This is a genomic window from Alteromonas sp. AWJ4_199 (genome assembly GCF_056159165.1).
Genome location: NZ_JBSWUR010000001.1, coordinates 2,348,885 through 2,362,547, shown reverse-complemented (window position 1 = coordinate 2,362,547; position 13,663 = coordinate 2,348,885). Strand labels below are relative to the sequence as shown.

Here is a 13,663-nt window from a genome sequence, read left to right as displayed (position 1 = left end):
CAGTTCAGTCCTATTTTCTAGCAATGCTGCACCATACTTTCTAGCGTTTTAAGCTGTCGCTCGAAGCGCTTTTGTCTTTTGTGAGCCCATACATACCAAATCATCATCCCGATGGTCATAAATGTCATAACAATGGACAACTTAGTGATTTTTTCGGGGGAAAGGTCACCGAAGAAGTATCGTTCTAGAATGAATGCAAATCCAAAAACTACGGCTACCCAAGTTGAGTGTTTGGTTATAAATGCGATTTTAACATTGTTTTTTATTTGCTTTATCAGTTGGGCAAGATGGTCTGCTGTTTGGCTATCTTTGTAGAAGGCAGCGATGCGTCTTAACCATAGCTGATAAACGAGTAGCGGCAAAGATGTGACTAGCATAAAAAGAAACATCATTTGTGCTACAAGCGTCATATCCCCCCAATACTTGTTAAGAATGTAACTAGCGGGGATAACCATTAAGGAATCCAAAACCATATACCAACGTTGCTTTGTTCGTTCACTGCTTAGGCTGGCTTTTACTTCCGAGAGGTTGATAATCGTAACTGGCTGAGCTTGCCATAGCGCAGAAAGGGCATCATTTTGCTCATGGTCTACTGATACGGGCGGATTCGTTTGATTCTCTTTATCTGAATTATGCATGCGGTTGCTCCTGCATGATACTTTGCTTGGCGCGTTTTAATATCACACCAACATGGTTTTTAGTCAGACCACAGACGTCTGCAATTTCATCGTAACTTAAGCCTTCTAGAGAAAGCGTTAGCACTTGTCTTGACTGCAATGGAAGTGCCCGTACCGCGCGCAACAAGCGCTCTAGCGACTGGTGTTGACTAGACATTTCCTCTGGTGAGTGGGTGTTACTGACGAACCCGTCATAGCCCAAATCATCTTGGTCGTATTGATGGGTATCAATACGCTTCACTTGATTTGCTACGTGAGTAACTGCGCGGTTATGAGCTATCTTCAAAATATAGGTTTTCACGCTGCTATCGCCCTTAAAGCGAGACAGCCCCTGCCAAACGGCAATAGCAATTTCTTGCAATAACTCTTGCTGCATCGCTTCGTTTGCTTCATAGCTGTTTGCTACACGGCTTAGTATTGCCCCGTATTGCGCAAAAACATCTTCAAAACCCTGCCCCAAGATCACATCCCTAATCACAAAAACTGTTGTTATTTTATTGTGTTGCTTCTATCAGTCTGCCCCCACGAATTTTTATTACAAACTTTTTTCGCCAATGCTGTAATTTTTTTGAACAGCGAATGACTAGTTAAAACAGTAAGTGCAGTAGCGTGCGTTTAGGGCATTTTCCCTAAAAGCCTTCAACCTTGAAATTCGGATTAGGAAAACATTATGTCTACGTTAAGTTTAGTTTTGTTAATTGGCAGCATCACGTCGCTTGTGCTTTTGGCAAGCTACCTAGACGCAAAATTTCAGTGGCGATTAAACGACTGGATGAATGGCGAATGCAGCAACCCATTTGTAAAAGGCGTGACCGACAAACAGCAGCAGCGTTTAGAAGAAAAAGATGCGCAAATTAAAGCCTTGATGACGCGTATTGAAACTCTCGAAACCATTGTTACCGAACCTGCTTATGAACTGAATAAGAAAATCAACGCGCTCAAATAAACGGTTTTACCAGCCCCTAACTCGACACCGGTGGGCGACGCATAAAGCGGGGAACTTTCCCCATTGCAATGGCGTTGCCTACCAGCACAATGACCACCCCAACCACAGATAAAACGCTCCAGGTATAGCCTTCGAAAAAGGTGGAAATAACCAGTGCAACCATGGGGTATACCAAGACGACATACGCGGCTTTGTCAGCGCCCATTTGCTTTAACAGTTTCATGTACGCGCCAAACGCAAACACAGAGCCAAAGATAGCCAGATAAAGCAGCGACAAATAGAACTCGGTATGGGTAGGAATGACTAACTTACCCGGCATTGCCAGTGAGGTGATGAAAAGCAGTACCATGGCGTAGCTCATGGCATAGAAATTCATTTGGATGACAGGCGTGCCCGAAGTCAATATACGCTCTGAGATAACGTTACCTGTTGAGGCGCAGAAAAAGCTGACAAACGCTATGGCAAGACCAGTGGCAAGGGCTGCATCCATGGATACTTTGGAAAACTCAGGCACAAACAAACACACAATGCCCAGCAAGCCAAATGTAGCACCTATAACCACTTCTTTTCTTATAGGCTCTTTAAGCCACCATCGCCGAAGCACAACGTTGATGTAAATAATGCAAGAGCTCATGAGGGCTAACAGCGCGCTAATAATGTGCGCTTGCGCCATATACAGCAGCGTGTAATTTAAGCTGTATAAAAAGAGACCGACTGCGGCCATTTTCACATGAACATGTACCGGTAGCTTAAGCGGCAAACGCCTAATAACACAGTAAACTCCTAAGCAGGCCGACGCCAATAAATAACGCAGCGCAATGGCAAAGGTTTCAGAGGTATGCCCTATTTGATAAGTGATGGCTATCCAGGTTGAGCCCCAAATAAGGCAGCACAAAGTAAACAAGGTCGCGTTATTCATAGCAGCGTTCTAACCCTGAGGCTCTGATAAACAAGAAGATAAGTGGGCAGATAAATGGGCGATAGCGCTATTAAGCAGTTTTTGCCTAGCGCCATTACCAATCCACGCATTATGCGGCGTTACCAGCAAGTTGGGTAGCGCCTCTTTAAGCAATATATGATCAACAGGCGGAGGCTCCACGCTTAGTACATCTAATCCCGCGCCGCCAATTTGGTTGTTTTTAAGCGCATGATAGAGTGCCTCCTCATTAATCAAACCGCCGCGAGCCGTATTAATGAGAAAAGCGATTGGCTTCATCAGCGACAACGTCTCGGCATTAATAAGCTTATCGGTGGCTTCAGTAAGAGGGCAATGAAGACTTACCACATCGGCATTGGGTAAAAGCGATGCAAGACTTGGACGAGGGTCGTCTTGTTTACCTGGGCGAGCAGCGATACTCACCTGCATACCCATAGCCTTGAACAATGTCTCTACACGCTTGCCAAGCTCGCCATGCCCAACAATTACCGCATGCTTACCCGCCAATTCCACCACGGGGTGGTTGAGTAAGCAGAAATGAGAAGAACTAGACCATGCTTGGTTGCGTATATCGCGCTGATACGTCACAAAATTGGTGGCCAAATTCAACGCCAAGGTCAACGTATGTTGAGCAACGCTGTCAGTGCCATAGCCCTCTACATTTTGAACGGTGATACCCGCCTGTTTGCAGTAATCACGGTCGATATTGTTCATGCCGGTCGCAGTTACACCAATATAGCGAAGCTGACTGGCCTGTTGTAAATCTTTGGCTTGTAGCACGACTTTGTTAACCAGCACAGCATCGGCATTTTTTATGCGCTCGGCAACGTCTTCGGCTTGAGTTTGTTGATGAAGCGTAATCGCGGCGTCAAAATTAGTTCGTAAGTCATCTAGTGACGAGGTATCAAGGCTAGGCAAATCCATGGTTTCGGCGTCTAGAAAGACAACCTGCTTTCGTTTGCCGTTGCTGATCTCTTGAGAGGCGTTGTGTTTCGTCATTTTTGCCATGACCTACATCACTTCCACAATCGACTCTAACGCTGCTTTCACGTTTACTGGGATAGGAATAGCCTTATCGGTCTTCCTATCTACAAATACATGCACAAACTGGCCATGAGCCACGCGTCGCTTATTTTCGCCCGCATACACCGACAACCCATAAGTCACTGAACTTCGACCTATTTTGATAACGCGCAAACCCACAAAAATGTCTTCGGGATAAGCCGCCGGCGAAATGTACTGACACTGACTGCTCACCACATACGCCACGGTTTGCCCATTGTGTATATCTAGTCCACCTTCTTCAATCAAAAAGCGGTTTACCGCGGTATCAAAGAAACCGTAATACACAACATTGTTGATATGTCCGTACGCATCATTGTCTTGCCAACGCGTGGCGATAGTAACTTTATAAGGGTAGTCGGCAAGTGTAGGTGTGATATCAGTCATGATCGTCCCTTAGTGAATAAATGTATCGCTTTGTTGTTGGCGCAAATAATGAAAATCGATGAACGACTAACGCCAATTAATGTTTAATGTGCGGTAGTCTATTGCAGCGATTCTTTTGGGTAGCGCTATGAATAAAGCACCATATCGTCACGGTGAATGGCAACATCCGTTGTTTCATAACCTAACACACTGGCAATTTCTTTCGACTTTTTCCCTTTTATAAGCGTTAAGTCTTTTGCGTTATACAGGCAAAGACCTTTGGCAATAACTTCTCCTTGGCATACCACTTCAACAGCGTCGCCTTGTTCAAACAAACCGACAATATCAACAATACCCGACGGCAGTAATGATGCGCCTTTTCGCACTAACGCCTCTTTCGCACCGCTATCAACTTCTATTCTGCCAGCGGTTTTAAGAGTGTGAGTAAGCCACAGCCTTCGGGCATTAGCCGGTGTGCTGCTTGCTGTAAACAGAGTCCCCGGTACACTACCTTCAAGTAATGCATCAAAAGTCTCTCCTTTTCGACCATTTACAATCAGGGTTTGAATACCGCTACTGGTACATTTATCCGCTGCTTCAATTTTTGTACGCATGCCCCCAGTTCCTATCGCAGTTCCAGCGCCGCCGGCAAGGCCGTAAATAGTGCTGTCTATTTTATCTACCTGTGGAATGAGTGTGGCGCTGGCGTCTTTTCTTGGGTCTGCGGTAAATAAACCGTCGATATCTGAGCAGATAATGAGGGTGTCAGCTTGAGCAACTAACGCCGTATAGGCACCTAAGTTATCGTTGTCACCCACTTTAAGCTCATTAACAGCAACTGTGTCGTTTTCATTCACAATAGGTAGCGCATTGTGATTCAAAATTTCGCGCAAGGTATTTTTAATATTTACGTAGCGGGTTCTATCGCGTAAATCATCCGCCGTTAACAATACTTGTGCACAGGGAAAGTCGAAAAAGCGCTGCCAGTTGGCCATCATTAAATTCTGGCCAATCGCAGCCATGGCCTGCTTTTCTGCAATAGATGCGTTGTGGCGAACCTTCACTTTGCTGCGGCCCGCGGCAACACTACCAGAAGAGACAAGAATAATTTCTTTGCCAGCTTCGCGACTAGCAGTAATAAATCGAGCGAGAGACAGCAAATAACGCCCGCTGCACTCGTTGCCTTCAGGAGCAATGAGCGCACTGCCAACTTTTATAACGGCACGTTGCCAATTGAAACGGTTCATAGGGGAAAGAAAAAAGATAACAAGAGCTTAAGAATACGACAGTTGAAGCGCGAAACAAAACGATCTGTTACAGTTTTTTTGCGTTAAAACATGGTTAGTTTACGGTCAAAAAATTGGATTGTGGCAGGCATGCTTATATACTAGATGCTGTTATCTTATAACAATTCTAACTTACAAGTTGCAAGGAAACTGCATGAGCACCGCAAAACGACACCTATTCTGGCTAGCGCCAGTGTTGTCTATGCTGATTTCTCTTCCTACGACCGCCGCTATAAAACAAACAAAAGGCGATTTTGAAGATAAATTCCGTCAGCTGGACGAAGTTCTTCCTACTCCAAACGTATACCGTAACGCCGCTGGTGAGCCAGGCCACCAATATTGGCAACAACAAGTAGATTACGATATTGACGTAAAGCTGCTTGAAGATAAACGCCGCATTGAAGCAAGCGAAACCATTACTTACCACAACAACGCGCCAGATACGCTTAAGTACTTGTGGATCCAGCTTGACCAAAACAAATTCCGCGACGATTCAATGTCTGCGCTTACTACTACGTTTGGCGGTATTGGTAACCGTGGGCCAGGCACGCAAGCCGCAAGTGGCAATACGCCCGCTAAATTAAGCATGGGTGCATTGCGCCGTCAGCAGTTTGTTGACGACAACGAGCTGGGCTACACCATTTCTCGTGTTGAAGACAAAGCGGGCAACGACTTACGCCACACAATTGTTGGTACGCTTATGCGTGTTGATTTGGCCAAGCCTCTAAAGCCAGGCAGCAAAGTAACATTTGATATCGATTTTGCGTTTAACATTGTAGAAGAAGATGCGGTTTCGGCACGTGCAGGTTACGAGCACTTTCCAGATGACGAGCGTGAAGGTGGTAACGACATCTTCTTGCTAGCACAGTGGTTCCCACGCCTAGCTGCATACACTGACTACGAAGCATGGACCAATAAAGAATTTATTGGCCGTGGTGAGTTCACGCTAGAATTCGGTAACTACGAAGTAGATATTACGGTTCCTGCTGATCACATCGTATCGTCAACGGGTGTACTTCAAAACCCGAAAGACGTGTTAACTAAAACACAGCGCGACCGTCTGAAAAAGGCAGAAAAAGCTGACCGCATCGTATTCATCGTTTCGCCAGAAGAAGCTATTGAAAACGAAAAAGAAGGCACGACCAAGCTTAAAACTTGGACCTTTAAAGCGGATAACGTTCGTGATTTTGCATGGGCCTCTTCGCGTAAATTTGCGTGGGATGCGCGTGGTTATCAGCAAGGCGGTGACACTCAGCCACTGGTAATGGCGATGTCTTTCTACCCGAAAGAAGGTGGCGAGCTATGGCAGAAGTATTCTACTGAATCAATCATCCACACCATGGATGTTTATAGCCGCTTTAGCTTCGATTACCCATACCCAGTAGCCCAATCAGTAAATGGCCCAGTTGGCGGCATGGAATATCCCATGATCACCTTTAACGGCCCGCGTACAGAGCTTCGTGACGATGGTTCGCGCACCTATTCGCTTGCTGAAAAACGCTTCCTTATTGGCGTAGTTATTCACGAAGTCGGTCATATCTATTTCCCTATGACGGTTAACTCTGACGAGCGTCAGTGGACGTGGATGGATGAAGGTCTTAACAGCTTCCTAGACGGCGTTGCTGGCCGCGAGTGGGACCCGACGATTCCATGGGGCGTTGAACCACGTGATATCACAGGCTACATGAAGTCTCAGACGCAGGTTCCAATTATGACGCAGTCTGATTCTGTACTTCGCCTTGGCCCAAATGCTTACACAAAGCCAGCAGTAGCGCTGAATATTCTTCGTGAGACGATTCTTGGTCGTGAGCTGTTTGACTTCGCATTTAAAGAATACGCACAGCGCTGGATGTTTAAACGTCCGACGCCATCTGATTTCTTCCGCACTATGGAAGAGGCTTCAGGTGTAGATCTAGATTGGTTCTGGCGCGGTTGGTTTTATACCACAGACCACGTAGATATTAGCCTAGACAGCGTACACAAGCTGCGTTTAGACACTGAAGATCCAGATATCGACTTTGCTCGTGAGCGCGAAGCGGAAATGGAAAAGCCTAAGTCACTTACCGATATTCGCAATAAAGAAGAAGGTAGAAAGCTGTGGGTAGACCGCTTTGAAGATATCAGCGATTTCTACGATGAAAATGATCGCTATACCGTAACCAACAAAGAGCGCAACAAGTACAAGAAGTTCCTTGATAAGCTTGAACCTTGGGAGCGTAAAGCCTTTGAACGTGCGGTAAAAGAAGACAAAAACTACTACGTGCTAGATTTTAGCAACAAAGGTGGTTTGGTAATGCCGATTATTCTTGAGCTAGCCTTTGAAGACGGTACGAAAGAAGAAATGCGTATTCCTGCGGAAATCTGGCGTCGTACACCTAAAGCCGTTAGCAAGCTTATTGTTACCGACAAAGACAAAGAGTTGGTAAGCGTGACGGTTGACCCGCATTGGGAAACAGCGGACGTAGATGTGGAAAACAACCACTACCCACGTCGTATCATTCCTTCGCGTATTGAAGCGTATAAGAATAAGCCGCGTAACACTTACGAGTACCGCGACCTTATGCACGATTCAAAGACCGAGCTAAAAACTGACGACGAGGATAAAGATGACGAATAAGTTGTCTTTAGCCCGCCTGCTGCAGAGCTCTCATGCTCTGCTTGCAAGCGTTGGTGGGTTAGCTATTGCGGCTGCGCTACTAGTTAGCGCAATGTCGTTCAGCACGACTGCTCAAGCGCATCAAATAAAAGCCGCGATTACAACGGTACTGTTCAACCCTAGAACAGAAAATATTGAAGTGATGCACCGCTTTAATTTGCATGATGCTGAGCACGCGGTTAAAGCCCTGTTCGATAAGCATGCAGATATTATGGACGACGTTGAAACGCAGCAACAATTTGCCGATTACGTTGCTAAGCATTTTGCTATCTTAAACGCGGCAGGCGAATCGTTAAGACTTGCTGACGTGGGCTTTGAAGTTGAAGGTAAGCACTTTTGGGTTTATCAGGAAACTGCTGAACCGCCTGTGCTAGAAGGCATTAAAATTCGTCATGATGCATTGCGTGACCTGTGGCCGAAGCAAGTGAATACGCTAAATGTAGAAGGCAAGGGCAATATTAAAACCCTCACCTTTGCTGATAGCGTAAATCTGCTGGAAGTAAGCTTCAAAAGCCAAAATAGCGACCATCACTAATACCTCGCAGAATAGGTGTATGAAAGCCCACCCGCATTCCTTGTCAAACGGCAGTGATTGCGGGTGGGCTTTTTTGTTTGCGTGCTTCACGGTGTTCTTGTAGATAATGTATGCCTTCCTCAGCCTTTACCCCCTCTAATTCAAGCGCCGCATTCGAATAGGGAAAATCAAATATCTAAAATTGTCGTGTGAGACCGAAGTCGTATAGTCATATTGGCATGCATGCTCTACCTTAACTATGGATAAACAGTTACTAAATTCAGTTAATGAGGTATATCATGACCAATAGCGCTACAGCACCGTTGCCTTCACAGGTCAAGAAAACCCTATCAAGAAGCGAGCGTCGTGCAAGAAAAATGCGTACTGCTCACGCAGCAGAGCGTACTGAGCAAGAGGCAAACGCTGAACTAACGCCAGACGCTAAACCAGCAAATGGTAAAACCAGCAATGCGTTCGCTGATAAGAAAAATATCATGTGGGTGCTGTTAAGTGGCGCTATGGCATTGACATTTATCGTAATGCTATTTCTGCCCGATACAGGGATGGGCGGGGGCCTAATATCTACTTATTCTGCAATGCTATGGTGCGGATTTTTTGGTGCTGCGCTTTGGCGATACAGAACAGCAAGCGGATGGACTGGGTTTGCTTATGGAAGCGTTATTGGCTTGGTGCTTCAATTTATTTCACAGATCATCTAAATATATAGCACTGTGTAAGCCGTAAACTTATGCAGTGCGCCACCTTTTTCTCAAATTTCTATATTATTTCCCCCTTAGTTTCTGTTTCTAAACTCAGCTGTCAGGTCTTATACCTTTAAACCCGATCCAGCCACCTTACTTAAAGGTATAAAAGGTTAAGGTACTTTTTAAGTAATGCTTTAAACGATAAAAATTAGTGTCCCTATTCGTCTTCAATAAAACAGAGAGCCAACATGGCAGAGAAGCCCAATAAATCCACAGAATCGCCAAACCGTTCAAGTAAGGCTGTACCCTCGTCTCGTCTATCGCGTATAGGTCGCTTAGGCACGTTAGCAGGTAGGATTGCAGGTAATGTGGTTTCTCAGGGGGCTGGCCAGCTGCTAAAAGGTGAGAAGCCGGTCTTATCTTCGCTGCTTTTAACACCAAAGAATATTTCAAATATTGCCGATCAGCTTGCCAGCATGCGCGGCGCAGCCATGAAACTCGGCCAACTTATATCAATGGATGCGGGTGACTTTCTCCCTGAAGAACTCGCCGCTATTTTAGGGCGGTTACGGGATGATGCAGACCCTATGCCTAAAGACCAATTAATAGCCAGGTTGAATCAGTCTTGGGGCGATAAATGGCAAGACGGCTTGCTTTATTTTTCTTTTGCACCCATTGCCGCAGCCTCTATAGGCCAGGTTCATAAAGTCATTACTATGGACGGTAAGATGTTAGCGGTAAAAGTACAGTACCCTGGCGTGAAAAAGAGTATTGATAGCGATGTGGATAACGTAGCTGCGCTTATCAAGCTTACTGGATTAGTGCCCAAATCATTAGATATAGGCCCGTTATTGCAGGAAGCCAAAGTGCAGCTTCACCAAGAAGCGGATTATGTGCGCGAAGCTGACATGCTCAACCGTTATCGCGCGTTGGTTGAAAGCACTGACATCCAATGCAAAGGGAATAAGGTGTTTATCATTCCGCAAACCTACGCACCGCTTACCACCAGTACGGTGTTAGCTATGGATTTCATAGAGGCGCAAGATTTAGACTCGCTATCAAACGAGCCACAGGACGTCCGAGATGCTGTGATGACGGCGTTAATGACGTTGTTTTTTAATGAAATTTTTCATTTCAAACTGCTTCAGAGCGACCCTAACTTAGCCAACTATCGGTTTAAACCGGATACAAAAGAAATCGTGTTGCTAGATTTTGGTGCAACACGAGACGTCCCCGACGCCATTTCAGCCCAATATCAAGCCTTACTCGACAGCGCCGCAGCCAAAGATCGGGCGATGATGCAGCAAGCCGCGTTTAGCATTGGATTGATTGATGAAAGTCACTCTCAAGAGCAAATTGACGCCGTTATAAGCATTGGTATGGAGGCATGTGAAGCGATCCGCTGCGAAGGCGCTTATGACTTTGGTCAAAGCGATCTCATTGCAAGGCTTCACGAAAAGGGAATGGCGCTGACTATGGAGCATAACTTTTGGCATACGCCACCGGTTGATGCGCTGTTTATACATAGAAAATTGGGTGGGTTATTTTTGCTGGCGAAGCGGCTGCAAGCGAGAGTTAATATGCGCCAAGCTGCTGGTAAATGGCTTACTACCTGACAAGCAGCGCGTTAATCCAATACGTTACGTTAATAAAAATTCAGGAAAAGCCCAAGATTTAACGTGCTATGCGCTCTTCTTACAAATCGATTTATAAAAAAACTATGGCTCTATGCCAAATTGAGTTGCCTTTAATAAGGTAACTCCATACTAAAGGGTAGCGCCATTTGCTCTTTACTTTTTGGCGGGTTACCAATCATTTCATCGTAAGGCGTGTCGTGCTTCATTACCGCCTGCAAAACGCGGCAGTGCGCAAAAGCCTCGCGTATATGGCCAGCACTAAAAAAACGCATCGGCTTATCTCTATTGTCATAAAGCATACCGCTTTGGTTATTGATAGTCAGATAAACCAGATACACGTTCATTTCATAAGACTGAACTTCTAAGTAATCGATAACCGTCGGCGACTCTTCAACATCCCGAAAATAAAACTTATGCATTTTTCTACCTCATGAAATAAGCGTGTGCATTACGCTCATCCTGCTTGGTTTTATTTACATTGAATATGTACAGAACGAGGTAATAACAGATATACGCTATGCAAGGTTTTCAGGTTCATTTGCTAGGTCAAACGGAGGACGGTGATTTTTATATCGTACAGCGTTAACTAAAACTAATAGCGATGCAACGGAAAAGACGCTGTACACCAACGCCGCCAGCCCCATCCCTGTCGCGATCCAAAGAAGCGGAAATACCAATAATCGAGGCCCTTCAACGGCAAGTGCCACTTTTGTTCTCGATAAGATGAAGCCGTTTTGTATACACATAACAACGAAAGTTAACGCGGCAATAGTTTGGTGATACATTGATAGACTATGCATATTTAAAAACAGATATAGCATAACCCCGAGTGCAATAACGCACTGTATAACAGCATAACGTTTAACCGCTCGATGTAACTTCGGATGATATAATTTACTCACGCTAACTATCCTACAGGGGCGTATTTAACTAAAGCTCTAATTAATAGGCTTAACTGATTCATTAACAACCATAATTGATAACGCTCTAGCATTCGCTGACTCTCGATTAGAAACAACATTTATACACAATCCAAAAATGTTAAACAAGTGTTTGAATTGTTATTTCACACTCACATCGTATTGCTATAAAAGAAGATAAAAAATGGGGAGTTCCCACTAATTTTGTGGTCAAAAACAAATCGGAAAATGGATTTTGAACGTTAAAATATTTTAAAAGTAAGAAATTCATTTTTTGGGGGAACAATTCTCTTGATTGATTTTCTAATTTTGAGTGTTATCTCTGGTAGTATTACCGAAAGGATATTTTTGTAGCGGAGTCATTATGAGCGAATCGTCAGAAAAGAAATCGTTAGGCCCACATTTTATTATTGTAGGCATTCTTCTTATTGTTATTCTGGCTGTAGTTTTTTGGCCAAGCGACGAAGAGCCTGAGCCAGTTATTACACCCGAACCTGAAGTGACTGAGCCTGAAGTCACAGCACCGGAAGAACCCGAAGTTTTTGAACCTACCCAGCCAGCACCTACCGTTGAACTTGAAGAGAAAGATGAAGTTGAACCGCTTCCAGAGCCTGTTGAACCAGACCCAGAGCCGCTGGATACCAGCGATCCGGCAGTCAAAGCTTCATTAATTGAGAGTTCATCTGCAGATAAAGAGACCGTAAATCGCATGCTGGTTAACGAAGGGCTTATTCAACGCTTTGTTGTATCGGTAGCTAATTTGGCGAATGATGAGATGGCGCCCAACCATCAACTGCTTACGCCGCCAGAGCAGAACTTCCGCGTTTACTCTCAAGCGGGAAAGCAGTGGATAGATGCTGCAAGCTACAAGCGATATACGCCCTATGTGGACATGTTAGAGTCATTTAATAATGAAGCGCTGCTTAATATCTACGGTATTTATAAAGACGATATCCAAACGAAGTTTGCAGAAATTGGTAGTCCAGACCAAGACTTTAACAGTGTATTGCTAGAGGCCATCGACCAGTTACTTGATACGCCAGAAGTACCGGTTCCTGTGGAGGTGTATACAGACTCGGTAGCTTATAAGTATGCAGACGATCGTTTGGAAAGCCTTAACGAGCCGCAAAAGCAGTTACTTCGCACAGGTCCGGACAATATGCGTCGCATTAAAGCAAAGCTACGCGAATTGAAAGTTTTGGTTGAAGAGCGTGGATCTAACTAGATTTCAACAACAACTTAAGGGCGCGTCTTCAAAGGCACGCCCTTTGCCCCCCGTCGACCAATGGAATCCAGGTTTTTGCGGTGATATTAATCTGACGATTGCTCTTGATGGCCGATGGTTTTACGAGGGCAGCCCTATCGGGCGGGCAAGCTTAGTTCAGCTTTTTGCCTCTGTATTAAAGCGTGAGGGTGATAAATACTTCTTAGTTACGCCCGTAGAGAAAGTGGGTATAACCGTTGAAGACACGCCGTTTCTTGTTACCCAATGGAAAAAGGAAGAATGTGGGTCTACAAGTGACAGCGTCTACTTATTTACCACACAAACGGGCGACATCGTCCGGTTAGAACATTCTGATCAGCTTGAACTTCGCGTTCCCCCAAAAGCAATACGAGACCCAGAGGCGACGCCCATTCCCTACCTATGTGTTCGCAAAAACCTGTGGGCGAGACTACATCAAAACACCTATTATCAGCTGTTAGAGCAGGCTGAAGAAGAAACGGATGATTCAGGTACGCGATTTACTATTCAGTCTAGCGGCATACCTTTTGCGTTAGGTGAAATACGTTAAACACGCTTATTCATCGTTTTACTGGTTACTTCAATGTTTTACACCAGTGCGTTTTACCCACAATTCCGTTATTCGTCATCAATAATACGCCATTGATGGCGCTTTGTTTTGCGTTCTCGGAGCCCGTGCATTACATTCGATATAGTCTATAAAACAATCAAAAGA

Annotated in this window: 15 protein-coding genes; 7 read left to right on the top strand and 8 right to left on the bottom strand. The window is 45.0% G+C overall.

Annotation, left to right across the window (positions count from 1 at the left end):
* Positions 1 to 17: 17 nt before the first annotated feature.
* Entirely contained in the window at positions 18 to 638 is a 621-nt protein-coding gene (locus tag ACXAER_RS10385) for a hypothetical protein (protein ID WP_474828974.1), read from the bottom strand.
* Positions 631 to 1,137: an RNA polymerase sigma factor gene (locus ACXAER_RS10380; protein WP_474830561.1), complete on the bottom strand. Its 507-nt coding sequence runs from the start codon at positions 1,135 to 1,137 to the stop codon at positions 631 to 633. Before ACXAER_RS10380 ends, ACXAER_RS10385 begins: the two co-directional genes overlap by 8 nt.
* A gap of 210 nt (positions 1,138 to 1,347) precedes the next feature.
* On the opposite strand from ACXAER_RS10380, the gene ACXAER_RS10375 reads away from it, so the two are divergent.
* The gene (locus tag ACXAER_RS10375; RefSeq protein ID WP_136782441.1) at positions 1,348 to 1,623 is read left to right on the top strand and encodes a hypothetical protein; all 276 of its coding nucleotides are present in this window, start codon (positions 1,348 to 1,350) and stop codon (positions 1,621 to 1,623) included.
* Positions 1,624 to 1,639: 16 nt separating this feature from the next.
* Here ACXAER_RS10375 and ACXAER_RS10370 read toward each other — a convergent pair whose 3' ends face one another.
* The 4 genes from ACXAER_RS10370 to proB all read right to left on the bottom strand — a co-directional run bounded on the left by ACXAER_RS10370 (position 1,640) and on the right by proB (position 5,235).
* A complete protein-coding gene (locus ACXAER_RS10370; protein WP_474828972.1) occupies positions 1,640 to 2,542 on the bottom strand; it encodes a DMT family transporter in 903 nt (300 codons plus the stop codon).
* A 9-nt stretch (positions 2,543 to 2,551) separates the two neighbouring features.
* The gene (locus ACXAER_RS10365; RefSeq protein WP_474828970.1) at positions 2,552 to 3,568 is read right to left on the bottom strand and encodes a D-2-hydroxyacid dehydrogenase; all 1,017 of its coding nucleotides are present in this window, start codon (positions 3,566 to 3,568) and stop codon (positions 2,552 to 2,554) included.
* A gap of 3 nt (positions 3,569 to 3,571) precedes the next feature.
* The gene (locus tag ACXAER_RS10360; RefSeq protein ID WP_474828968.1) at positions 3,572 to 4,009 is read right to left on the bottom strand and encodes an acyl-CoA thioesterase; all 438 of its coding nucleotides are present in this window, start codon (positions 4,007 to 4,009) and stop codon (positions 3,572 to 3,574) included.
* A 125-nt stretch (positions 4,010 to 4,134) separates the two neighbouring features.
* Positions 4,135 to 5,235 carry a glutamate 5-kinase gene (gene proB, locus ACXAER_RS10355; protein WP_474828966.1) on the bottom strand — a complete coding sequence of 367 codons (1,101 nt, stop codon included), beginning with the start codon at positions 5,233 to 5,235 and terminating at the stop codon, positions 4,135 to 4,137.
* A 193-nt stretch (positions 5,236 to 5,428) separates the two neighbouring features.
* On the opposite strand from proB, the gene ACXAER_RS10350 reads away from it, so the two are divergent.
* From ACXAER_RS10350 to ACXAER_RS10335, 4 genes are all read left to right on the top strand, one after another.
* Positions 5,429 to 7,891: a M1 family metallopeptidase gene (locus ACXAER_RS10350; protein WP_474828964.1), complete on the top strand. Its 2,463-nt coding sequence runs from the start codon at positions 5,429 to 5,431 to the stop codon at positions 7,889 to 7,891.
* Positions 7,881 to 8,465: a DUF6702 family protein gene (locus ACXAER_RS10345; protein WP_474828962.1), complete on the top strand. Its 585-nt coding sequence runs from the start codon at positions 7,881 to 7,883 to the stop codon at positions 8,463 to 8,465. The genes ACXAER_RS10350 and ACXAER_RS10345 overlap by 11 nt, the downstream gene beginning before the upstream one ends.
* A gap of 278 nt (positions 8,466 to 8,743) precedes the next feature.
* Positions 8,744 to 9,163, top strand: a complete 420-nt coding sequence (locus ACXAER_RS10340) for a hypothetical protein (RefSeq protein ID WP_474828960.1) — start codon at positions 8,744 to 8,746, stop codon at positions 9,161 to 9,163.
* Positions 9,164 to 9,396: 233 nt separating this feature from the next.
* Complete coding sequence (locus ACXAER_RS10335) at positions 9,397 to 10,764, top strand: ABC1 kinase family protein (protein ID WP_474828958.1); 1,368 nt, start codon at positions 9,397 to 9,399, stop codon at positions 10,762 to 10,764.
* A gap of 131 nt (positions 10,765 to 10,895) precedes the next feature.
* Here the strand turns inward: ACXAER_RS10335 and ACXAER_RS10330 are convergent, their stop codons facing one another.
* Entirely contained in the window at positions 10,896 to 11,204 is a 309-nt protein-coding gene (locus ACXAER_RS10330; RefSeq protein WP_474828956.1) for a DUF6482 family protein, read from the bottom strand.
* A 96-nt stretch (positions 11,205 to 11,300) separates the two neighbouring features.
* Positions 11,301 to 11,687 carry a hypothetical protein gene (locus ACXAER_RS10325; RefSeq protein ID WP_474828954.1) on the bottom strand — a complete coding sequence of 129 codons (387 nt, stop codon included), beginning with the start codon at positions 11,685 to 11,687 and terminating at the stop codon, positions 11,301 to 11,303.
* A gap of 382 nt (positions 11,688 to 12,069) precedes the next feature.
* Here ACXAER_RS10325 and ACXAER_RS10320 point away from each other — a divergent pair, with 382 nt between their 5' ends.
* The gene (locus ACXAER_RS10320) at positions 12,070 to 12,930 is read left to right on the top strand and encodes a DUF3014 domain-containing protein (protein ID WP_474828952.1); all 861 of its coding nucleotides are present in this window, start codon (positions 12,070 to 12,072) and stop codon (positions 12,928 to 12,930) included.
* Positions 12,917 to 13,498, top strand: a complete 582-nt coding sequence (locus ACXAER_RS10315) for a DUF1285 domain-containing protein (RefSeq protein WP_474828950.1) — start codon at positions 12,917 to 12,919, stop codon at positions 13,496 to 13,498. Before ACXAER_RS10320 ends, ACXAER_RS10315 begins: the two co-directional genes overlap by 14 nt.
* The last annotated feature ends 165 nt before the right edge of the window (positions 13,499 to 13,663 follow it).